This is a genomic window from Streptomyces sp. Tu6071 (assembly GCF_000213055.1).
GTDB classification, from domain to species: Bacteria; Actinomycetota; Actinomycetes; order Streptomycetales; family Streptomycetaceae; genus Streptomyces; species Streptomyces evansiae.
This window is the reverse complement of the sequence record NZ_CM001165.1, coordinates 3,648,175-3,668,040: the sequence shown is the minus strand read 5'-3', so window position 1 is coordinate 3,668,040 and position 19,866 is coordinate 3,648,175. Positions and strand designations below refer to the sequence as shown.

The 19,866-nt window shown below is 74.7% G+C and carries 21 protein-coding genes; 11 read left to right on the top strand and 10 right to left on the bottom strand.

From position 1 onward, the window contains the following. Positions 1-227: 227 nt before the first annotated feature. Both STTU_RS15100 and STTU_RS15095 read right to left on the bottom strand, forming a co-directional pair. Positions 228-818, bottom strand: a complete 591-nt coding sequence (locus STTU_RS15100; protein ID WP_007824302.1) for a GNAT family N-acetyltransferase — start codon at positions 816-818, stop codon at positions 228-230. A gap of 44 nt (positions 819-862) precedes the next feature. Beyond that, positions 863-1,294, bottom strand: a complete 432-nt coding sequence (locus STTU_RS15095) for a hypothetical protein (RefSeq protein ID WP_007824300.1) — start codon at positions 1,292-1,294, stop codon at positions 863-865. A gap of 177 nt (positions 1,295-1,471) precedes the next feature. Between STTU_RS15095 and STTU_RS15090 the strand changes: the two genes are divergently transcribed. Continuing rightward, positions 1,472-2,431 (top strand): GlxA family transcriptional regulator, encoded by a 960-nt coding sequence (locus tag STTU_RS15090; RefSeq protein ID WP_043257422.1) that lies wholly within the window; start codon positions 1,472-1,474, stop codon positions 2,429-2,431. A 151-nt stretch (positions 2,432-2,582) separates the two neighbouring features. Here STTU_RS15090 and STTU_RS15085 read toward each other — a convergent pair whose 3' ends face one another. Next, complete coding sequence (locus tag STTU_RS15085; RefSeq protein ID WP_043255262.1) at positions 2,583-2,873, bottom strand: chaplin; 291 nt, start codon at positions 2,871-2,873, stop codon at positions 2,583-2,585. A gap of 158 nt (positions 2,874-3,031) precedes the next feature. Continuing rightward, positions 3,032-3,988 carry a hypothetical protein gene (locus tag STTU_RS15080; RefSeq protein WP_234019238.1) on the bottom strand — a complete coding sequence of 319 codons (957 nt, stop codon included), beginning with the start codon at positions 3,986-3,988 and terminating at the stop codon, positions 3,032-3,034. Positions 3,989-4,273: 285 nt separating this feature from the next. Here STTU_RS15080 and STTU_RS15075 point away from each other — a divergent pair, with 285 nt between their 5' ends. After that, positions 4,274-4,930, top strand: a complete 657-nt coding sequence (locus STTU_RS15075) for a hypothetical protein (protein WP_007824291.1) — start codon at positions 4,274-4,276, stop codon at positions 4,928-4,930. 15 nt (positions 4,931-4,945) lie between these two features. Here the strand turns inward: STTU_RS15075 and STTU_RS15070 are convergent, their stop codons facing one another. After that, positions 4,946-5,383, bottom strand: coding sequence for a hypothetical protein (locus STTU_RS15070; RefSeq protein ID WP_043255260.1), 438 nt, complete (start codon positions 5,381-5,383; stop codon positions 4,946-4,948). Positions 5,384-5,609: 226 nt separating this feature from the next. On the opposite strand from STTU_RS15070, the gene STTU_RS15065 reads away from it, so the two are divergent. From STTU_RS15065 to STTU_RS15040, 6 genes are all read left to right on the top strand, one after another. Then, the gene (locus STTU_RS15065; RefSeq protein ID WP_234019237.1) at positions 5,610-6,974 is read left to right on the top strand and encodes a PP2C family protein-serine/threonine phosphatase; all 1,365 of its coding nucleotides are present in this window, start codon (positions 5,610-5,612) and stop codon (positions 6,972-6,974) included. 26 nt (positions 6,975-7,000) lie between these two features. Continuing rightward, positions 7,001-8,044: an NAD(P)-dependent alcohol dehydrogenase gene (locus STTU_RS15060; protein WP_043257419.1), complete on the top strand. Its 1,044-nt coding sequence runs from the start codon at positions 7,001-7,003 to the stop codon at positions 8,042-8,044. Between the two features lie 316 nt (positions 8,045-8,360). Beyond that, positions 8,361-9,722: a hemolysin family protein gene (locus STTU_RS15055; protein WP_007824289.1), complete on the top strand. Its 1,362-nt coding sequence runs from the start codon at positions 8,361-8,363 to the stop codon at positions 9,720-9,722. Between the two features lie 133 nt (positions 9,723-9,855). Continuing rightward, positions 9,856-10,875 (top strand): hemolysin family protein, encoded by a 1,020-nt coding sequence (locus STTU_RS15050; protein WP_007824288.1) that lies wholly within the window; start codon positions 9,856-9,858, stop codon positions 10,873-10,875. Positions 10,876-11,272: 397 nt separating this feature from the next. Then, positions 11,273-12,352 (top strand): acyltransferase family protein, encoded by a 1,080-nt coding sequence (locus STTU_RS15045; protein WP_234019391.1) that lies wholly within the window; start codon positions 11,273-11,275, stop codon positions 12,350-12,352. A 58-nt stretch (positions 12,353-12,410) separates the two neighbouring features. Further along, a complete protein-coding gene (locus tag STTU_RS15040; protein ID WP_043257418.1) occupies positions 12,411-12,848 on the top strand; it encodes a nitroreductase family deazaflavin-dependent oxidoreductase in 438 nt (145 codons plus the stop codon). 77 nt (positions 12,849-12,925) lie between these two features. On the opposite strand, the gene STTU_RS15035 is transcribed toward STTU_RS15040, so the two are convergent. From STTU_RS15035 to STTU_RS15025, 3 genes are all read right to left on the bottom strand, one after another. Continuing rightward, positions 12,926-13,483 carry a Uma2 family endonuclease gene (locus STTU_RS15035; protein WP_007824285.1) on the bottom strand — a complete coding sequence of 186 codons (558 nt, stop codon included), beginning with the start codon at positions 13,481-13,483 and terminating at the stop codon, positions 12,926-12,928. A gap of 96 nt (positions 13,484-13,579) precedes the next feature. Continuing rightward, positions 13,580-13,906, bottom strand: a complete 327-nt coding sequence (locus tag STTU_RS15030) for a hypothetical protein (protein ID WP_007824284.1) — start codon at positions 13,904-13,906, stop codon at positions 13,580-13,582. Positions 13,907-14,202: 296 nt separating this feature from the next. Continuing rightward, positions 14,203-15,138, bottom strand: coding sequence for an EamA family transporter (locus STTU_RS15025; protein WP_007824283.1), 936 nt, complete (start codon positions 15,136-15,138; stop codon positions 14,203-14,205). A gap of 26 nt (positions 15,139-15,164) precedes the next feature. Between STTU_RS15025 and STTU_RS15020 the strand changes: the two genes are divergently transcribed. Then, positions 15,165-15,689 (top strand): CGNR zinc finger domain-containing protein, encoded by a 525-nt coding sequence (locus STTU_RS15020; RefSeq protein WP_007824282.1) that lies wholly within the window; start codon positions 15,165-15,167, stop codon positions 15,687-15,689. A 12-nt stretch (positions 15,690-15,701) separates the two neighbouring features. On the opposite strand, the gene STTU_RS15015 is transcribed toward STTU_RS15020, so the two are convergent. Beyond that, the gene (locus STTU_RS15015; protein WP_007824281.1) at positions 15,702-16,658 is read right to left on the bottom strand and encodes a quinone oxidoreductase family protein; all 957 of its coding nucleotides are present in this window, start codon (positions 16,656-16,658) and stop codon (positions 15,702-15,704) included. Between the two features lie 161 nt (positions 16,659-16,819). On the opposite strand from STTU_RS15015, the gene STTU_RS15010 reads away from it, so the two are divergent. Beyond that, complete coding sequence (locus STTU_RS15010) at positions 16,820-17,281, top strand: MarR family winged helix-turn-helix transcriptional regulator (RefSeq protein WP_007824274.1); 462 nt, start codon at positions 16,820-16,822, stop codon at positions 17,279-17,281. 16 nt (positions 17,282-17,297) lie between these two features. Here STTU_RS15010 and STTU_RS15005 read toward each other — a convergent pair whose 3' ends face one another. Then, entirely contained in the window at positions 17,298-17,915 is a 618-nt protein-coding gene (locus STTU_RS15005; RefSeq protein WP_007824272.1) for an RNA polymerase sigma factor, read from the bottom strand. 190 nt (positions 17,916-18,105) lie between these two features. On the opposite strand from STTU_RS15005, the gene STTU_RS15000 reads away from it, so the two are divergent. Further along, complete coding sequence (locus STTU_RS15000; RefSeq protein ID WP_043255258.1) at positions 18,106-19,809, top strand: serine/threonine-protein kinase; 1,704 nt, start codon at positions 18,106-18,108, stop codon at positions 19,807-19,809. Positions 19,810-19,866: the final 57 nt, after the last annotated feature.

Here is a 19,866-nt window from a genome sequence, read left to right as displayed (position 1 = left end):
GCGGCGTGTTCGCCCGGCTCATGGCGCGGCGTGTTCGCCCGGTCCGCGCTGGGGCTGTTCGCCCGGCCCGCGCCGGGGCGTGCTCGCCCGCCCACACCGCGGCGTGCCCGTCCCGCGCGCACGGTATGTTCCGCGCCCCCGCCCGGCCCCCGTTGCGCCCGTCCCGCCCGCCCCGGCGGCCCCCAGGGCTGACGCCCCTCGCCCTGGGGGTCACCGGGGCGGGCGGGTCATCCCACCCGTTCCGTACGGGGGTTGAGCGAGACGTGGGCGTGCATGTCGTGCCAGCCGTCCGTGTGGCGGGCCGCCGCGGAGCGGGTCGCTTCGAGGGGGTAGCCCGCCTTCGTCGCGACGCGGCACGAGGCGGTGTTGCCGGTGGAGTGCTGGAGGACGAGGCGGGCGAAGCCGCGCGCGAAGGCCCAGTCCGTGAGGGTCCGCACGGCGCGCGGGGCGAGGCCCTTGCCGCGCGCGGCGGGGACCGTCCAGTAGGCGACCTCGCCCTCGCCGTCGAGCGCCTCGATCCGGTGGAGGCCGCAGCGGCCCAGCAGGGTGCCGCCGGAGGCGATCGCCCACTCGGCCCGGGACTCCGTGTGCCACGCGTCCCGCCACTCCGCGATCCACTCCGCCGCCTCCGCCGCCGTGTCGGCCCGGCGCGCGTGCCAGTACTGGATCGCCGGATCGTCGTACGCCGCCCGTACCGCCTCCGCGTCCCCCTCCTGCCACGGCCGCAGCACCGCCTCCGTCCCCACGACGGGGAGGACCGGCTGCGGGTGGCCGGAGAGGGTGCCGGGGGGCAGGGTCAGCGGGGTGAGTCGAGGCATGGGGGCATCGTTCCGCGCCCGGCGCGGTGCGCGCACCCGGTTTCTCAGGCGCTCGAACCCGGGCGCGCGATCATCAGGACCGTCACCGCGACCCACAGCAGGTTGAAGACGCCCGTGAGCATGCCGAGGCGCGGCGCCGCCCACGCCCCCGTCGCCGGGCCCTCCCCGGTCAGCGCGTACTCCTGCCCCGGCAGGACGGCCAGGACGAGGAGGACGGCGGCCAGCGCCGTCAGCGCGATCGACGCCCCCACCCACGGATCGCCGAGCACCCCCATCGTCGCGCCCGTCGCGAAGCCGAGGACCGGTACGGCGAGGGACACGGCGGCGTAGACGCGGCAAATGCGGTGGAGGAGCGCGGGGCCCGGCGAGCCCGCCTCGCGGCGCTGGAACGCGGGGAACATGCTCGCCGCGACCGCCACCGGGCCCACCGCCAGGATCGCCGCGACGACGTGCAGGGAGAGGAGAAAGGTCTTCACGGGACAGTGACGCTACGGGGGAGCGCCGCCCGCCCCCAGTGGCAAAAGTGACACCCTTCGCCGACTTTCCGCCACGCGGGGACGAGGGGCCCCGTAAGCCCTCCGAGCTGCGGGAATCACGGCTCGTGGACGCTGGGCTGCGGGATGGCGGTGGGCGCGGCGCAGTACGTTCGTGCCATGCACACCGTCGCCGTCCTCGCCCTCGACCACGTCATCCCCTTCGACCTGTCGGTCCCCATCGAGACCTTCGGGCGGACGCGGCTGCCGGACGGGCGGGACGCGTACCGGGTCGTGGTCTGTGCCCTCTCGCCCGGCGAGGAGGTGGCCACCGGGGCCTTCACGCTGCGCGCCCCGTACGGGCTCGACGCGCTCCGCACCGCGGACACCGTCGTCGTGCCGGGGACCGCGACGCCGCTCGCCCCGCTGCCCGCTCCCGTCCGGGAGGCGCTGCGCGAGGTGGCCGCGCGCGGGACCCGTATCGCGTCGATCTGCACGGGCGCCTTCCCGCTCGCCGCGACCGGGCTGCTCGACGGGCTGCGCGCCACGACGCACTGGGCCGCGGCGGCGCTGCTCGCCGAGACGTACCCGGCCGTCGAGGTCGATCCCGACGTCCTCCACGTCGACAACGGGCAGTTCCTGACCTCGGCGGGGGCCGCCGCCGGGCTCGACCTCTGCCTGCACCTCGTCCGGCGGGACTACGGGTCCGCCGTCGCGGCCGACGCGGCGCGGCTCTCCGTGATGCCGCTCGAACGAGAGGGCGGGCAGGCGCAGTTCATCGTGGCGCCGTGGCCCGCGACGCCCCGGGGCGCCGAGCTGGAACCGCTGCTCGCGTGGCTGGAGGCGCACCTCGACGAGGAGGTGACCGTGGAGCGGATGGCGCGGCAGGCGGGGACGAGCACGCGGACGCTGATCCGGCACTTCAAGGAGCAGACGGGGACGACACCGCTGCGGTGGCTGCACCGGGCGCGGGTGCGGCGGGGGCAGCACCTGCTGGAGACGACCGGGTACTCGGTGGAGCGGATCGCGGGGCAGGTCGGATTCGGCTCCGCCGGGGCGTTCCGGGAGCGGTTCAAGCGGACGACGGGGGTCAGCCCGCAGGGGTACCGGCGGGCGTTCGGCGGGGTGGGGGCGGCGTAAGGCGTCGGGGGCGGGTCCGGGGGGTCCCGTGGGGCCAGTCCCTGGGCGGGGTGGCCCGTGGGGCGGTTCGTGGGAGGGGTGGCCCGTGAGGCGGGTCCCTGGGAGGGGTCCCGCGAGGTGGGCGGGCACGCGCTCACCTCGCGGGCGAGGGTCACCAGCCCTGGTGGTTCCAGCCGCCGTGGTTGCCGTGGTGGCTCGGGACGTCGGCGTTCACGCAGGTGTTGCCGAAGGCCGGGTTGAGGAGGCCGATGACGTTGACCGTGTTGCCGCAGGCGTTCACGGGGACGTGGACCGGCACCTGGACCAGGTTGCCCGAGAGGACGCCCGGGGAGCCGGCCGCGAGGCCCTGCGCGCCCGCGTCGGCCGAGGCGGCCCCGGCGGCTCCGACGATGGCCGCGCCGGCGGCGAGGGCGAGGCTCGCGGTCCTGATCATGCGTCGCATGAGGGTGCTCCGTTCCTGACCCGCGCGGTCCGCGCCGATCGCGGCGCCGTCACGGGGTGAGGCCGCCTGGGGGACGGCCTCGTGAAAGGTCCGGAGCGGGAGGGGCGGGGGATGGGCGAAGTCACCCGTACGGGTGCACGCGGGCCGCGCCCCCGGCGCTATCCGGCCCTGCGGGACGACCGCGTACCGCGGAACCGGGGGATGAGCAGGCCCACCGCTCCCGCCACGCCCACCGCGCAACCGACCCCCACCAGCCACCACGAGGCCGTCGTCAGGGCGTGGGTCAGCGCGTCGTACCCCGCGCCCGCCGCCGGGCGCGAGAAGCCGGACGGGATGCTGCCGAGGGTCTGGTCGCGGCCCGCCATCAGCGCCAGGCGCAGGACGACACCCGCGAGGGCGACCCCGAAGGCCAGGAACGAGAGCGCGCGGAGCCTGCGGTGGGCGAGCGCGATCGAGGCCCCGCCGAGGACGAACGCGGCGATCGCGGGCCACGGCCCCGCCGTCTCGAAGGCGTGGAACACCTTCCGGGCCGTGCCCAGCTCGCGGGACTCGACGAACGTGATCGACGTGTCCGTGTCCGGGATGCGGTCCGCGTACGGGACGTGGTTGTCGATCAGCTGCTGCTTGACCTGCTTGGTGACCGGGCCCAGGTCGATACGGATGTCCCCGCCCGACTCGCGGTCGCTCAGCGCGTCGAGCACCGCCGTGTGCGCGCCCCGCGCCGCCGCGTCCCACGCGTCGCGGAAGGCGGGCGAGCCCGTGAAGGACACCGCCGCCTCGCGCACGAACTCCCGCCCCTGGTCCTGGAGCGGACCGAGATCGACCTGCCGCATGACCCCGTCCGTCACCGCGTCGGCGACCGCCTCGCGCACGTCCCGGTTCGACGCGAGCGGCGAGACGGCCTCCACGAAGGTGTCCGTGTCCCCGATCTCGTACTTCGCCCACACGGAGAGCGCCCCGGCCGGTACGCACACACAGGCCACCACGGCGAGCACCACGGCGAGCACGGCCCGCACCACGTGCCCCGCACCGCGCCCGCGCCCCCGTACCCGCGCCTCGCCCTCCACCACCGCGCCGCCTCCCGCAAAGCCCTCGTGAATCCCTACGTCGTGCACGTCCCGCACCTACCCAGGCAACGCGCCCCCGCACGTGCGCGCCAGTCCCACGGGCGTACGGGTGAGCAGCGGGAACACGGCGCGGACGCGGCCGGACACGCCCCCGGGCGGGCCAATGGGCATATCGGGCGATTGCCGCATGATCTGCTGCCGGAGCCGTCCGCCGCCCCCGCCCCGCCGCCTCAACCGGCCGCACCGCCCAGCATCGCCGCTCGAACCGGCCGCACCGCCCCGCACCGCCCCCGCACCCCCTCCCGAACCGACAGACCCCGACGGGATGCCCCCATGCGCCACCGTCTTGCCGGTACGAGCACGACCGCCCTCCTCGCCCTCGCCGCGCTCTGCCCCGCGGCGCCCGCCGCCCCGGCCGCCCCGCCGTCGCCCGCGCCCGGCTCCCTCACCCTCGTCGAGCGCGTCCTCGACGGGCCGGGCGGGCCGGGCGGGGCGGCGCGGGCGGAGGAGTGGACGGTGGCCGCGCGCGGGCCCGTGGAGATCGAGGGGGCCCACGGCTCCCGCGCGGTGACCGGGGCGCGCGTTCCGGCGGGGGACTACCGGCTCACCGAGTACGGCGGGCACCCCGGGTACGCCTCCACGCTGTGGCACTGCGCGGGCCGCGCGGGCCCGCTGCCGACAGGCGACGGGAAGGTCACGGTGGCGGCGGGGGACGCGGTGCGGTGCGAGGTGACGAACCGGCCGGTCGCGGCGGGAGCGGGCCGGAGGACGGGTACGGGGGCCGGGTTGCCGGGGCCCGGCGGGAACCGCGCACCCGAGCCCGCGTCCGCGCGCACACGCGCCTCCGCGCCGGCCTCCCCCTCCGGTCGGCTCGCCGATGCCGGGGACGGCGCGGCGCCCGGCGCGTGGCTCTTCCTCGCCGTCGTGCCGGGGGTGCTGTGCGCGGTCGGCCTCGGCTTCCTGTGCGTGCGCGGGCGGCTGCGGGACTGAGCCGGGCGGGGCCCCTCAGAGGTGGGCGTCCGTCGGGACCTCGCGTGTGTAGAAGTGGTAGAAGGCCATGAGGAACGCGCTCGCCGCGAGGATCAGGCCGAGGAAGACCGACCACAGGATGGTCGGGTTCGACAGGCTGTGCAGGTAGCCGATCGAGCCGCCCCAGAAGACGGCCCACACGAGCGCGCGGCGCACGCGCGGGATCGCCGGGGTGACCTGCCGCAGGGCGAGGTACACGAGGCCGAAGACGATCCCGGCGACGCACCCGTAGAGGACGTTCCAGCCCGTCATCCTGTGCTCGTGGCGCGTGGTCACCGAGGCCCAGAGCCCGTACCCGGCCGCGAGCCAGAAGACATTGCTCGCCGTGATCGCCGTGATCCTGCGGGCCGGGCGGTGGCGCTGAGCCGGGGCGGGAGGCTTCGGAGCGGTGGCGGGGGCGGCGGCGTGAGCCATGGCTGTCTCCTTTGCGGTCCTTTGTCTCCAGAGTCCTCCTCCGGTACGGGGCGGCAACCGGAGCCGGGAGCGGTACGGGCCCGCCCCCCTCGCCACCCCCGGTCCGCCCCCGTCGCCGTCCCCCGGCCCGCTCCGTCGCCGCCCCCGCCCCTCGCTCCCGGACCGCCCCCCGCCGCCCCGCTCCGCTCCCGTGGCGCCCCCCTGCCGCCCGTGTTTCGCTGGGCGGGTGAGTTCTCGCCCGGCGATGCGACCCCTCACGTCCCGCATGTGGGGCGGGGAGCCGCTGCGGCTGCGCGGGCACCGCGTCGCCTGGCTCGTGCCCGCCGCGCTGCTCGTGCTCGTCGTCGGCCTGGACTGGAACACCGGCGGCGGCTACCGGATGATCACGTGGATCATCGTCGTCCCCGGCATCGCGGCGGCACTCTGCGGCGTGTGGACGACCACCCTCTTCGCCGTCGTCTCCTGCGCCGTGTACGTGCTCATGAACCTGGCCTGGTCGGAGCAGTACCGCACCGGCTGGCCGGACTTCGTCCTCGTCGTGGGCGGCGGCGCCGTCGCCGTCGCCACCTGCGTGCTGCGGCTGCGGGCCGGGCGGTACGTGGGCCACCTCCAGGACGTCGCGGAGACGACCCGTTCCACCGTGCTGCGCCCGCTGCCCCCGCACTGGGCGGGCATGGAACAGGCCGCGATCTACCTCCCGGCCGACACCACCGCGCGCGTCGGCGGCGACTTCTACGACATCCAGCCCTCCCGGTACGGCACCCGGGTGATCCTCGGCGACGTCCAGGGCAAGGGCCTCCAGGCCGTCACGGCCGCCGCCGCCGTCCTCGGCTGCTTCCGCGAGTGGGGCTACCACGCCGCCGACCTCGCGGTGGTCGCCGACCGGCTGGAGACCCGGATGCGCCGTTACCAGGCGTACAGCGCCGTCATGGGCCTGGCCGCCGAGGAGGACCGCTTCGCGACCGCCGCGCTGCTCGGCTTCCCGCCGATGTCCGGCCACGACGCCGACCCGCTCGACGAGATCGCCCAGGCCGACCCCTCGCAGTTCCCGCGCCCCACCCCCTACGAGATGGAGATGGTCGACTTCGGGCACGAGATGCCGCTCGCCGTGAGCCCGCGCGGGGTGCGCGAGATCGAGACCGTCCCCGTGCTCCCGCTCGGCCTCAGCGCCCTCGTGCGCACCGTCTTCGCCGTGCGGCGCTTCCGCGTCGCCGCCGACGAGACGCTGTTGCTCGTGACGGACGGGGTGACCGAGGCCCGCGACCGCGCGGGCGAGTTCTTCCCGCTCGTGGAGCGGATCGGCGCCCGCGTCGCCGCCGACGCGGAACTCGTGCGGCCGGTGCGGCTCGTCGAAGTCGTCCGGGACGAGGTGCTGCGCCACACGGGCGGGCGGCTCACCGACGACACCACGATCCTCGCCGTGCGCCGCGCGGGCGGGAGCGACTGGCCGCGCGAGCCGCCCGCCCGCACCCGTACCCGTACCGGACCGGCCCCCGCGCCGTCCCCCGCACCACCGGCGGACCGCCCCCCACCCGGGGCCGGCCCCCCCACCGGCGGACCGCACCCCGTAGGAGCGGACCGCACCCCGTAGTGAAGGAGTCCCTCATGGCAGAGACGATGAAGGCAGTCCAGTACCGCACCGTCGGCGCCGCACCCGAGGTCGTCGAGATCGAGAAGCCCGAGCCGAAGCCCGGCGAGATCCGGCTCAAGGTCACGGCGGCGGGGGTCTGCCACTCCGACATCGCCGTCATGAGCTGGAGCGCCGAGCAGCTCACGTTCCCGCTCCCGCTCACCCTCGGCCACGAGGGCGCGGGCGTCGTCGACAAGCTCGGCGAGGGCGTGCGCAACGTCGCCGTCGGCGAGTCCGTCGCGGTGTACGGGCCGTGGGGCTGCGGGCGCTGCTCCAAGTGCCAGCAGGGCAAGGAGAACTACTGCCTCGAAGCGGCCCGCCTCGGCATCTACCCGCCCGGACTCGGCAACCCCGGCGCGATCGCCGAGTACATGATCGTGGACGACGCCCGGCACCTCATGCCGCTCGGCGACCTCGACCCGGTCAGGACGGTGCCGCTTACGGACGCGGGGCTCACCCCGTACCACGCCATCAAGCGCTCGCTGCCCAAGCTCGTGCCCGGCTCGACCGCCGTCGTCTTCGGCACCGGCGGCCTCGGGCACGTCGGCATCCAGCTCCTGCGCGCCCTGACCCCCGCCCGCGTCATCGCGCTCGACGTCAACGACGAGAAGCTGCGCCTCGCCAAGGAGGTCGGCGCGCACGAGGCCGTGCTCTCCGACGAGAACGCCGTCGAGAACGTCCGCAAGCTCACCCCCGGGGGCCGGGGCGCCGAGGCCGTCTTCGACTTCGTCGGCGTCCCGCCGACCGTCAAGGCGTCCGGCGCCTGCGCCATGATCGAGGGCGACGTCACGATCGTCGGCATCGGCGGCGGCAGCCTGGAGGTCGGCTTCGGGCTCCAGGCGTACGAGACCGTCGTGACCTCCCCGTACTGGGGCAGCCGCTCCGAGATGGGCGAGACCTTCGACCTCGCGCGCGCCGGGGCGGTCGACGTCCACATCGAGACCTACGCGCTCGACGAGGCCCCCCAGGCGTACGAGCGGCTGCACGACGGGAAGGTCCAGGGCCGCGCGGTCATCCTGCCGAACGGCTGAGCAGGCCGACCGGTCGTCCCCGCCGGACGGCCGGGCTGCGGTCCGCCGTCCCGCCGAGCGGCCGGGCGGGCGGTCCGTCCACCCGCCGGACGGTCGCGCGGCCGACCGCTTGCTACGACACCCGTGTAGAGCACGATCGCCGGGACAGTCGTAGAGTCGCGGAACCCCCGTGGGGCCCGGCAGCACGCCGGGCCCCACACCCCGCTCCCTGTGCCCCGAGGAAAGGAACCCGAGGACCGATGGGTGAACCCCCGCGAGCCGCCCGCGCCCCGCGCACCGCCCGCGCCCTGCCCGCTCACCCCCGGCCGGTGACCGCGTGATCGCCGTCGTCCAGCTCCTCGTCGCCGCCCTTCTCACCCTCGCCTGCGCGCTCTTCGTCGCCGCCGAGTTCTCCCTCACCACCGTCGAACGCTCCGACCTGGAGCGCGCCGTGGACGCGGGCGAGCGCGGCGCCGAGGGCGCGCTCGCCGCCGTCCGCTCCCTCACCTTCCAGCTCTCCGGCGCCCAGCTCGGCATCACCGTGACCTCCCTGGTCATCGGGATGCTCGCCGAACCCGCCGTCACCGAACTCCTCCACGGCCCGCTCTCCGCGATCGGCCTGCCGCGCGGCGCCACCTCGACGATCGGCTCGATCCTCGGCGTCGGCGTCTCCACCGTCGTCCTCATGGTCATCGGCGAACTCGTCCCGAAAAACTGGGCGATCTCCCGGCCCGTGACCGTCGCCCGCGCCGTCGCGGGCCCGCACCGCCGCTTCTCGGCCTTCTTCGGCTTCTTCATCCACAGCCTCAACGCGACGGCGAACTTTTTCGTGCGGCGCCTCGGGCTCGAACCGACCGAGGAACTCGCCTCCGTGCGCGGCCCCGAGGAACTCGTCGCGCTGGCCCGGCACTCCGCCGCCGAGGGCGCGCTCGAACCGGACTCGGCCGAGCTGTTCATCCGTACGCTGCACCTCAACGACCTCACCGCCGAGAACGTCATGACCCCGCGCGTCGAGGTCCAGGCCCTCGCCGAGGGCGCGAGCGCGCTCGACGCCGCGAACCTCGCGCACGCGACCGGGCTCTCCCGCTTCCCCGTCTACCGCGAGCACCTGGACGAGGTCACCGGCACCGTCCACATCCGCGACGTCCTCGCCCTCGAACCGGCCGCGCGCGCCCGGACCCGCGTCACCGACCTCGCCACGCCCCCGCTCCTCGTCCCCGACTCGCTCCCCGCCGACACCCTCCTCGCCCGCATGCGCGCCGCGCGCACGATGGCCGTCGTCATCGACGAGTACGGGGGCACGGCGGGCGTCGTCACGGTCGAGGACATCGTCGAGGAGGTCGTCGGCGAGGTGCGCGACGAGCACGACCCCGAGGAGACCGAGGACCTCGTGCCCGGCGCGCCGAGCACCGACGGCCGCGAGACGTGGGAGGCGGACGGCTCGCTGCGCCTCGACCAGCTCCGCCTCATCGGCCTCGACGCCCCCGAGGGCCCCTACGAGACGGTCGCGGGGCTCCTCGCGACCCGCCTCGGGCGCATCCCGGAGGCCGGGGACGTCGTGGAACTCGGCGAACTCGACGCGACGGCCCAGGGCTGGGAGTTCACGGTCCTGTCGGTGGAGCACCACCGAGCCGAGCGCGTACGGGTCGTGAAACCGGCCGAGGACGACGCGGCCCACGTCGAGGAGGACGGCCGATGAGCACGCGAGGCACCGCCGCGACGGGCGCCCGAAGCACTGCCGCGACGGGCGCTCAAGGCCCGCGCACCCGCCGCCTTACCCGCACCCGCCCCCTTAGCCGCACCCGTATCCGTACCGGCCGGGAGGACGCCCGATGACCGCCGTTCAGCTTCTCGTCGGGCTGCTCACGCTCTTCACCAACGCCTTCTTCGTCGGCGGCGAGTTCTCGCTCATCTCCGTGCGCCGCAGCCAGATCGAACCGCTCGCGCAGGCCGGGGACAAGCGGGCGGCCAGCACCATCAAGGCACTTGAGCACATCTCCGCGATGCTCGCGACCGCGCAGCTCGGCATCACCGTCTCCTCGCTCGTCCTCGGCGCCGTCGCCGAACCCGCGATCGCGCACCTCCTGGAGCCGGTCTTCGAGGCGGTCAGCATCCCGCACGGCCTCGTGCACCCGCTCTCCTTCGTCATCGCGCTGACGCTCGCCACGTACCTGCACATGCTCATCGGCGAGATGGTCCCGAAGAACATCGCGCTCGCCGAACCCGTGCGCACCGCGCTCCTCCTCGGCCCGCCGCTCGTCGCGCTCACCCGCCTCCTCAAACCCCTCGTGTTCGGCATCAACAGCCTCGCCAACCACCTCCTGCGGCTGCTGCGCGTCGAGCCGAAGGACGAGGTCGAGTCCGTCTTCACCGACGACCAGCTCGCCCGCATGGTCGAGGACAGCAGCGAGGCGGGGCTGCTCAGCGAGGCCGACCGCGACCGGCTGCGCGACGCGCTCGAACTCGGCACCCGTCCCGTCGGCGAGATCATCAAGCCCGGCGCGACGCTCGTCACGGTCGACAGCACGGTCACCCCGGCCCGCCTCGAACGCGTCGCCGCCGAGTCCGGCTTCTCGCGGCTGCCGGTGACCGGCGAGGGCGGCGCGCTCCTCGGCTACCTCCACATCAAGGACACGCTCGGCGTCACCGAGCGGGACAAGCCATTTCCGCGCGCCGCCTACCACCCCCTCACGCGCGTCCGCATCGACACCCCGCTCGACGACACGCTCACCGCGCTGCGCACCGACGACAGCCACCTCGCGGCCGTGACGGGCGAGGAGGGGCGGGTACGCGGCTTCGTGACGATGGAGGACGTGCTGACGGAGCTGGTGGGCCCGGCGGCGGCGGGCTGAGGGCGCGGCTCGCCCGCCCGCCGGTGGCCCGGGGCCGTTCCCGTACCGAGTTTGTGAGGGCCCTGAGAAGGCGCTGAGAGAAGTACGCGGCCGAAACCGGACGCATCGCCTCCAGGGTGGGACAAGCCACACCCGGCGGCCTTGTGCCCGGTGCGGTGGGGGCCACTACGCTGCCGCTGATGCCTTCCACCGACATACTTCCCGCATTTCTGGTGAGACGCGTACCGACCCGTCGGCGTTCCATCGGGGAGGGATTGTGAACGAGTCCGCGCGCGGACACGGATCAGAGGGCGGTACGGAGCCGTCGTCCGAGGGGCGCGTACCGCTGCCTGCGGAGCGGGGGGCGAGAGGCGCCCTCGCGACGGGTACCGGCAGCGACACCCTCGTACTGAAGCGCGTGCGGGCGCCCGGGGAAGCGGCGGCGAAGCCCGCGGGGACCGGGGGGAAGCCGGCCGCCAAGCGGCGCGACCCCTTCTTCGACAACGCGAAGTACCTCGCGATCCTCCTCGTCGCGATGGGTCACGCCTGGGAGCCGCTGCGCGGGGACAGCCGGGCCGCCTCCGCGCTCTACATCTTCGTCTACACCTTCCACATGCCGGCGTTCATCATCATCTCCGGCTCTATGTCCCGCAGCTTCGACATGCGCCCGGACCGGCTGCGCCGCCTCATCACCGGGGTCGCGGTCCCGTACGTGATATTCGAGGTCGCGTACACGCTCCTGAAGCGCACGGCGGGCGGCGACCCGGACTACCCGTTCAGCCTGCTCGACCCCTGGTACCTGACCTGGTTCCTCATCGCGCTCTTCGTGTGGCGCCTGACGACACCGATCTGGAAGCTCGTGCGGTGGCCGGTGCCGCTCTCGCTCGCCATCGCGATCCTCGCGGCGATCTCGCCGGACATCGGCGACGACCTCGACATGCAGCGGGTCCTTCAGTTCCTGCCGTTCTTCGTCGTCGGCCTCAAGCTCAAGCCCGAGCACTTCCAGCTCGTGCGCCGCCGCGAGGCCCGCCTCCTGTCCCTGCCGGTCCTCGCGGGCGGCGCGCTCTTCGCCTACTGGGCGGCGCCGCGCATGAACGCGGCCTGGTTCTACCACCGCGACAGCGCGCAGGAACTCGGGGCGCCCGGCTGGACCGGCGTCGTCATGACGCTCGCGCTCTTCGGCTGCTCGCTCGTGCTCACCGCGTGCTTCCTCGCGTGGGTGCCGCGCCGGCACATGTGGTTCACGGCCCTCGGCGCCGGGACGCTGTACGGCTACCTGCTGCACGGCTTCCTCGCGAAGGGCTCGCGCTTCGGCGACTGGTACGCGGCGGACTGGCTGCACAGCCCGGTGGGCGAGATAGCCGTGACGCTCATCGCGGCGACCGTCATCACGGTGCTGTGCACGCCGCTCGTGCAACGGCTGTTCAAGTTCGCGATGGAACCGGAGATGCGGTGGGCCTTCCGCCGGGACGTCGAGGAACTCGCCAAGCGGCGGTGACCTGGCGGCGCGGGGCGTGGTGAGAGATTGTCGGCACCGACACGAAAGGGTGGACGCGATGCCTCTGAGTGGTGAGTACGAACCGAGCCCGGAGAAGTGGGTACGGGAGCAGGTCGCGGAGTACGAGGGCAGCGGCGGGACGCGCGGGACGGAGATGCGCGGGATGCCCGTCATCCTGCTGACGACGCTCGGCGCGAAGAGCGGCAAGATCCGCAAGACGCCGCTGATGCGGGTCGAGCACAACGGCCAGTACGCGGTCGTCGCCTCCAAGGGCGGCGCCCCCGAACACCCCGTCTGGTACTACAACGTCAAGGGCCACCCCGAGGTGGAACTCCAGGACGGTCCGACCCGCAAGGACTACACGGCCCGCGAGGTCACGGGCGCGGAGAAGGCCGAGTGGTGGGACCGCGCGGTGGAGGCGTTCCCGGACTACGCCGACTACCAGAAGAAGACGGACCGCCCGATCCCGGTCTTCGTCCTGACCCCGAAGGACTGACGCGGAACGACACGGAACCGCCCGCGCCCTCAAGGGGGCGCGGGCGGTTCCGTCGTGCGGGCGACGGGCCCGCGCCCTCACAGCTCGCCGGTCTCCAGCACGAGGTCGAAGGGAGCCGGGAGGGGAAGAGGCGTACCGAAGGGGTGGGGGCCCTCGACGCGCGTGTAGCCGAGCGGGCCCGGTTCCGAGAACAGCGTCGTGCTGCGTTCCTGGCGGTCGACCAGGAGGTACAGGGGAGCGCCGTACTCGGCGTAGCGACGGCGCTTGATCACGCGGTCGGTCTCGGCGTTGGAGGGGGAGGTCACTTCGACGACGAGGAGGGTCTGGTCGGGCAGGAGGGAGTCAGCGCTCTTGGCGACGTCTCGAGGTACGACCGCGAGGTCGGGGATGTACCAGTTGGCGGAGCCCGGCAGATCGAGATCTCCCGACCCGATGCGGCAGTTGAGCTCCCGCACCTTGGCGTAGATCTGCTCGCGGATCTCGTCAGCGGCTGACTCGTGGGACCAAGTCGGTGACACCGGCGTGATGACCCCTTCGACGATCTCGGCGCGTTCCCCCGCCACATGCTGGATGGCGTACTTGAGCGCCTGCTCCGCGTCGATGCCCCGACCGTAGTCGGACGTTGCCTCGCTCATGCCGCACCTTTCGCGGACGTTCTACCAGAGAGCGTCAGAGTAGTACAAAACTACCCCTACTCGTCTTGCGCACCCCAGACGTTGACCGGGACGGCCTCATCCCCCGCCCCCCAGTGCCGCGTCCCCCTCCATTCCCCGCTCCACCTGCCCCGGTACGTCCGCCAGCAGGTACAGGGACTCGTCGAAGACGGTCAGGACGACGACGACCATCACCGCGTGCGCGACCACGTATTCGATGAGGACCCCTGGCGCCACCTGCGCCTTCCGGTTGTCCTCGTGCGTGCCGATGGGGGCCGTCGCCGGGTGGTACGGGTTGCGGGCGAGGACCGCGAGGCCCCGTTCGAGGGTCTCCCTGCGGTCCGGTGAGAGCAGCGCCGCCGACTCGGCGCACTCCACCGTGTAGGTGACGCGGAATCCGTCCATGGCGGGAGGGTAACCGCTGCGGGGGTCAGTACTCCCGCCGCTCCGGGTAATGGCACGCCACCCCGCCTACACCCGTGGGGACTTCCCTCGCGCAGGGCCCCCGGTCGGCTTCCGGGAGCGCCGCGCGGCGGGGGTGGCGGTCGGCGGGGGCGCGTTTGGCCGGGGCGGATGCACGCGTACGGGTCCAGTGGCCGGTCCGGGTCCCGGCGGTGGGTTCCTGGCTCTGGCGCCCACCGCCGGGATGCCGCTCGTGACTCACTTACTTAGGTCAGCCTAACCTAACTCGCCCGTGTTCTTCAATCCTGCCCGGCCGCCCGTGCCCCGCCCCCGCTCCCCGCCCGCGCCGACCACCCCGCCGCCACCACCACGAGCGCGATCGCGACGACCTCGCGGACGCCGAGCGGTTCCCCGAGGAAGGCGAGCCCGACGAGCGCGCCGACCGCCGGGGTGAGGGCGAGCAGGACCCCGAAGGCGCGCGAGTCGATGCGGCGCAGGACGGTCATGTCGAGCGCGTACGGGACGAGCGAGGAGAGCAGCGCGACCGCGCACCCGGGCAGCAGCGCCCCCGGATCGGCGCGTACTTGACCGCCGCCGTGCACCGCCGCGAGCGGGACGAGCGCGCACGCCCCGGCGAGCAGCGCGAGCGAGAGCCCGCCGAAGTCGGGGAAGAGCCGCCCGACACGCTTGCTCAGGAGGACGTACGCGGTCCTGCACCCGGCCGCCGCGAGCCCGAACCCCAGCCCCGCGAGCGGCAGTTCACCCCCCGGCGCCCCGAGCAGCAGCACCCCGCAGAGCCCGAGCAACCCAGCCAGGAGGTGCGCGGCGCTGCGCGAGAGCGCGACGGCGAGCAGGAGCGGGCCGAGGAGCTCGACGGTCGCGGCGACACCGAGCGGGAGGCGGTCGAGCGCGAGGAAGAAGGTCAGGTTGTTGCCCGCGAAGACGAGCCCGAGCGCGCAGGCCCCGAGCCACTGCGCACGGCTGTACGAGGCGAGGCGGGGCCGGACGAGCAGCGCGAGCAGCACCGCCGCGAAGCCGAGCCGCATCCCGGCCACCACCACCGGATCGACGCGCCCGTAGAGGGACTTGGCGACAGCGGCCCCGAGCTGGAGGCTGCACATCTGCCCGAGCACGAGGAGCGGGGCGAGGCGCGCGAGGGAACCGGCCGCTCGCGGGCCGGTGGGCGCGTGGGGCGGGCCCGTGCGCGGGGGAGTGCTTCGTATGCCTGTACGCATGACCGCCAGCGTGGTGTCATGCCCTTGTGCAGTTCAACCATTACGGCGGCGAGGCGGCCCGCCTCGCGGCGGCCCTGGTCAACGCGGCCCCCGCCGAGGACCTGGCCCCGCTCCTCCGCGCCCACGGCATCCACCGCCCGCCGCCGACCCCGCGCGGCGTACGGGAGTTGCGGGCCTGGGCGGCGGCGTCCCTCGCCCCCTGCTTCGCCCCCTCCGGCGGCCGGCCCCTGGACCCCGAGGCGCTGGCGGCGCGCTGCGCCCACGCCAACGCGGCGCTGGAGCAGGCGGCCTCACTGCCGCGCATCTCTCTCCACGACGGCACCCCGCACCTGCACTACGGCCCCGAGGACCAGGCGACGGTAGGGCACGTGAAGGCGTCGACGGCGGCGGCGCTCGCGTACGTCATCTGCTCGTCGAGCGCGCACCGCCTCGGCCGCTGCGCCCGCTGCGACGCGGCGTACGTCGACACCTCGCGCGCGGGCCGCCGCACCTACTGCACCGTGCGCTGTGCGAACAACGACGCCGTGGCCCGCCACCGGGGCCGCGCCTGAGCCCCCCGCTCGCTACGGCACCAGCACGACCCGCTCCCCCGCGGCCACCTCCTCGCCCCACACCTCGTGCACGCGCGCCAACGGCCGCGCGACGGGCCGCACATCGATTCGTCCGCTCACGATCTCCTCGGCGAGCGCGGGGAGTTCGGCGACGATGCCGGCCGTCGTGACGGAGCCCTGCCCACTCCCGACGAAGGACAGCGCGCCCGCCCGCAACCACGCGGAGGAAAGGGTGAGTTCGGGTCCGGCGACGGAGCCGAGCTGAATCCAGGTGAGAGGGCGGGAGCGGTCGGTGCGGGCGGTGAGGAGGGCGGGCACGGCGCGCTCGGTGGGGGCGCCCCACAGGTAGTCGAGCACGACGTCGACATCCCCGGCGGCGGCCCCGAGCCGCCCGGCCACCTCGTGCTCCTCGCCGCGCAGGTCGAGCGGTTCGGCGCCGAGCGCGTCGAGGAGGCCCAGGCGGTGCGGGTCGCGGCCCGCACCGACGACGCGCGCGGCCCCGAGCCCGCGCGCGACCTGCACGGCGAGCCGCCCGGCGTTCCCGGTGGCGCCGAGGACGAGGACGGAGGAGCCGGGGGCGAAGTCGACGCGGCGGCGCAGCGCGACCCACGAGGACATGGCGGGGTTCATCCCGGCGGCGACGGCGAGCGGGTCCGTACCGGCGGGGAGCGGGACGGCGCGGCGGCGGTCGACGAGGGCGCGCTCGGCCAGGGTGCCGAGGGCGGTGTCGGGCGCGACGAAGTAGAGCAGTTCACCCTCCTCGGTCCGCCCCACGCCGTCGATGCCGGGGACGAGGGGCAGCTCGTCGCGCGAGGTGTAGTGACTGCCGTCGGCGGCGGAGCGGACGCGGGGGTGCAGCCCGGCGGCGAGGACGTCGACGAGCACGTCGCCGGGGCCGGGGGCGGGAGGGGGCCCGACCTCCTCGTAGCGGGGCGGGGTGCCGAAGGTGCGGACGAGTGCGGCGCGCATGAGGGGGCTCCTCGGGGTGGCGGGGGGTGCGGGGGCTGGCGCGGGGGGCTGGTGCGGGGGGGGGCTGGTGCGGGGCGGGCACGGCGCGGTAATTTGGTACGTGCCACGTACTACATTCGAGAGTAGTTCGTGCCACGTACTAACGCAAGGAGTCCCGTCCCGTGCCCACCCCCGCACCGCTCCCCGCACCGACCCCGCCCCCGGACGACGCCCCGCTGAACACGGTCGACGCGCTCGTGCAGCTGTCCTTCCTGGTCCAAGGCGTCCTGTCGGCGACCGGCGCCGCGCACGAGCTCTCGGTCGTGCAGCTCCGCCTCTTGGGCGTCCTGCGCGACCGGCGGGCGGGGATGCTCGCACTCGGCCGTCACCTGGGCCTGGACAAGTCCTCGATGACGGGCCTCGTCGGCCGCGCCGAGAAACGCGGCCTGGTCCGCCGCTCCCCGTCCCCGCACGACGGGCGCGCGGTCCTGGTCGGCCTGACCGAGGAGGGGCGGCGCCTCGCGGAGGAGGGGGCCGAGGAGATCGCGCGGCGGCTCACGGAGGCGACGGCCCACCTCGGGACGGAAGGGCGGGCGGAGCTGACCCGGCTCGTGGGGACGGTGCTCCGGGGCGTGGGGGGCTGAGGAGGCGCCCCGGGGGTCACCGCTTCCCCGTGTCTCCCCGTACCGGCGCGGGCGCGTCCCCCACCACGAGCCAGGGCCGCACCTGCCGCCGCGCGTGGTGCAGCCGCGACTTCACCGTCCCCAGCGGAATCCCCGTGCGCTCCGAGATCTCCGTGTAGTCCATCTCGCAGATGTCCCGGTAGACCAGCGGCGCGACGAGGTGCGGACTGTCGCGTTCGAGCCGGTCGAGCGCTTCGAGGAGGTCGAGCCGCGAGCCCGCGATCACGCTCGTCGTGCGCGGGTCGGGCCGCTGGTGCTCCTCGGCGGGCAGCGGCTGCTCGGCGGCCCGCCGCTTCAGCTCGCGGTACTTCTGCCGCGCGCAGTTCGCCACGATCGTGTACAGCCACGTACTGAACTTGCTGCGCCCCTCGAAGCGCCCGATGTTCCGCGCCACTTGGAGCAGCACGTCCTGCGCCGCCTCCTCCGCGTCCTCGCGGTAGAGCAGGAACCGCCCGCAACGCCGCACCACTTCGGGCTCCACCGCCCGCAGCAGCGCGTCCAGCGCCGCCGCGTCCCCGTCGGCCGCCGCCGCGGCGAGCGCCTCGGTGTCGGGCACCTCCCGGTACCCGTACGCGCCCTGCCCAGCCTCACTCATCGCCCCACCCCGAACCCACGACCCCGTACCCCCCGGCCCCGGACCAGCTACCCCCGCCCCCGCCCCCGCACACCACGACCCCGGCCCGTGCGCCCCCGCGCGCCCCGCCGCGCCAAGAAAATCCGGTGCCGAAAGCAAAAGTACGGAGGGGTCGCGGAGCGTCGGAGACCATCTGGGCATCATAAAAGGCATGCCCTCACCTCAGCGGATCGGCCGATACCTGGTGCAGCGCAGGCTCGGCTCCGGCGCCTTCGCCGTCGTCTGGCTCGCCCAGGACGAGCGCCTGCAAGCCCCCGTGGCCGTCAAGGTCCTCGCCGACAACTGGGCGGGCCGCCTCGACATCAGGGAACGCTTCCTGAGCGAGGCCCGCCTGCTCCGCCAGGCCGGTTCCGGGGGAGTCGTGCAGGTCTACGACATCGGCGAGCTGGAGGACGACCGGCCCTACTTCGTCATGGAGTACGCCGACGCGGGCACGGTCGAGGACCTCCTCATGGCCGGACCGCCCCCGCTCGCCGAGGCCCTCCGCCTCGTGGCGGGCGCCGCGACCGGCGTCGCGGCCCTGCACGCGGCGGGCATCGTGCACCGCGACATCAAGCCGTCGAACGTCCTGCTCAAGAGCCCCGGCGGCCCCGGCCCCGTCCGCGCGGGCACCGAACGTGTCCTCGTCGCCGACCTCGGCCTCGCCAAGAACCTCGCCGCCTCCTCGGGCCTCACCGTCGTCGCGGGCTCCGCCGGGTACATGGCCCCCGAGCAGTCCGACCCCCCGCCCGGCGGCATCGACGCGCGCGTCGACGTCTACGGCCTCGGCGCACTCCTCTACCACCTCGTCACCGGTACGGTCCCGGGCCAGGCGGGCCGCGTCCTGGACCCCGCGGAACTCCGCCCCGACCTCCCCGCCCCCGTCCGCGCCCTCGCCCTGCGCGCCCTCTCCCCGGCCCCCGACGACCGCCCGCCGAACGCGGCGGACTTCGCCCGCGAGCTGGAAGCGGTACGGGCGGCCGTCGCGGACGGGGCGGGCGTCGCGGACGGGACGGGCGTCGCGGACGGGGCGGGGGAGCGGGAGGGGAAGGCGGTACGGGAGCCGGAGGACGGCGCGGTCCGGGGAGGGGGCGGTACGCCGAGCCCCTCGCCGGACCCGTCCCCCGCACCGGCCAGCCCCGTACCGCCCACCCCCGTACCGGCCACCCCGACCCCCGTACCGGCCGCTCAGGCCCCCGTACAGCCCGACCCCGCCCCCGCCCCGCCGGAGCCCGCCCCCGCGCGCCGCCGCCTCCGTCCGCTCCTCGCCACGCTCACCGTCCTCGCCCTGGCCGCCGTCGGCACCACGCTCGCGCTGCGCGCGAGCGGCGGCAGTGGCGACGACTCCAGCGCGGGCAAGCGCACGACCAGCCGCCGCATCGCCGACGCCACCGGCGCCCTCCACCTCACCGTCCCCGCCGCCTGGGGGCGCGAGTACGCCGACGGCGGCTGGGACCCGGCCGCGATCGGCCTGCCCGCCGCGAAGGAGCCGGGCCTCACGGTCGCCACGAAGGTCTCGGACTGGTCCGACCCGGACAGCGGCGTCGACGGCGTCTTCGCGGGCGCCGTCGACCTCGGCGCGAAGGACGCCGCGCCCCTCACGGCCGCCGTCGAGGCCCTGCGCCACAACGACTGCCGGTCGCCGAAGGAGGAGGAATGGGACGAGGGCGAGTGGAAAGGAGTGGTACGCACGTGGACGGGCTGCGCGGGCCACCGCCTCTCCGAGGCCGCCCTGGCCCCGAAGGACGGAGGCACGCGCGGCGCGTACGTGCAGATCCGCTGCGCGGAGGACGGGGACGCCTGCGACGGAGCGACGAGGAAGGTACTGAACGGGCTGGAACTGGCCCCCGCGGGAAAAAGCACCGAACGGCCGTGAACTTTCCCCGGTGACCACGCATCGAAGGAGTACGTAAGCGGGACGTACTCGGCGAAG

What these genes read in the sequence shown, in the direction of transcription:
- STTU_RS15050 (WP_007824288.1), top strand. Translation starts at nt 9,856, where the DNA reads ATGACCGCCGTTCAGCTTCTCGTCGGGCTGCTCACGCTCTTCACCAAC.
- STTU_RS15015 (WP_007824281.1), bottom strand. Translation starts at nt 16,658, where the DNA reads ATGCGCGCCGCACTCGTCCGCACCTTCGGCACCCCGCCCCGCTACGAG.
- STTU_RS15035 (WP_007824285.1), bottom strand. Translation starts at nt 13,483, where the DNA reads ATGAGCGAGGCAACGTCCGACTACGGTCGGGGCATCGACGCGGAGCAG.
- STTU_RS15005 (WP_007824272.1), bottom strand. Translation starts at nt 17,915, where the DNA reads ATGAGTGAGGCTGGGCAGGGCGCGTACGGGTACCGGGAGGTGCCCGAC.
- STTU_RS15070 (WP_043255260.1), bottom strand. Translation starts at nt 5,383, where the DNA reads ATGGCTCACGCCGCCGCCCCCGCCACCGCTCCGAAGCCTCCCGCCCCG.
- STTU_RS15025 (WP_007824283.1), bottom strand. Translation starts at nt 15,138, where the DNA reads ATGCGTACAGGCATACGAAGCACTCCCCCGCGCACGGGCCCGCCCCAC.
- STTU_RS15090 (WP_043257422.1), top strand. Translation starts at nt 1,472, where the DNA reads ATGCACACCGTCGCCGTCCTCGCCCTCGACCACGTCATCCCCTTCGAC.
- STTU_RS15000 (WP_043255258.1), top strand. Translation starts at nt 18,106, where the DNA reads ATGCCCTCACCTCAGCGGATCGGCCGATACCTGGTGCAGCGCAGGCTC.
- STTU_RS15060 (WP_043257419.1), top strand. Translation starts at nt 7,001, where the DNA reads ATGAAGGCAGTCCAGTACCGCACCGTCGGCGCCGCACCCGAGGTCGTC.
- STTU_RS15085 (WP_043255262.1), bottom strand. Translation starts at nt 2,873, where the DNA reads ATGCGACGCATGATCAGGACCGCGAGCCTCGCCCTCGCCGCCGGCGCG.
- STTU_RS15030 (WP_007824284.1), bottom strand. Translation starts at nt 13,906, where the DNA reads ATGGACGGATTCCGCGTCACCTACACGGTGGAGTGCGCCGAGTCGGCG.
- STTU_RS15075 (WP_007824291.1), top strand. Translation starts at nt 4,274, where the DNA reads ATGCGCCACCGTCTTGCCGGTACGAGCACGACCGCCCTCCTCGCCCTC.
- STTU_RS15040 (WP_043257418.1), top strand. Translation starts at nt 12,411, where the DNA reads ATGCCTCTGAGTGGTGAGTACGAACCGAGCCCGGAGAAGTGGGTACGG.
- STTU_RS15100 (WP_007824302.1), bottom strand. Translation starts at nt 818, where the DNA reads ATGCCTCGACTCACCCCGCTGACCCTGCCCCCCGGCACCCTCTCCGGC.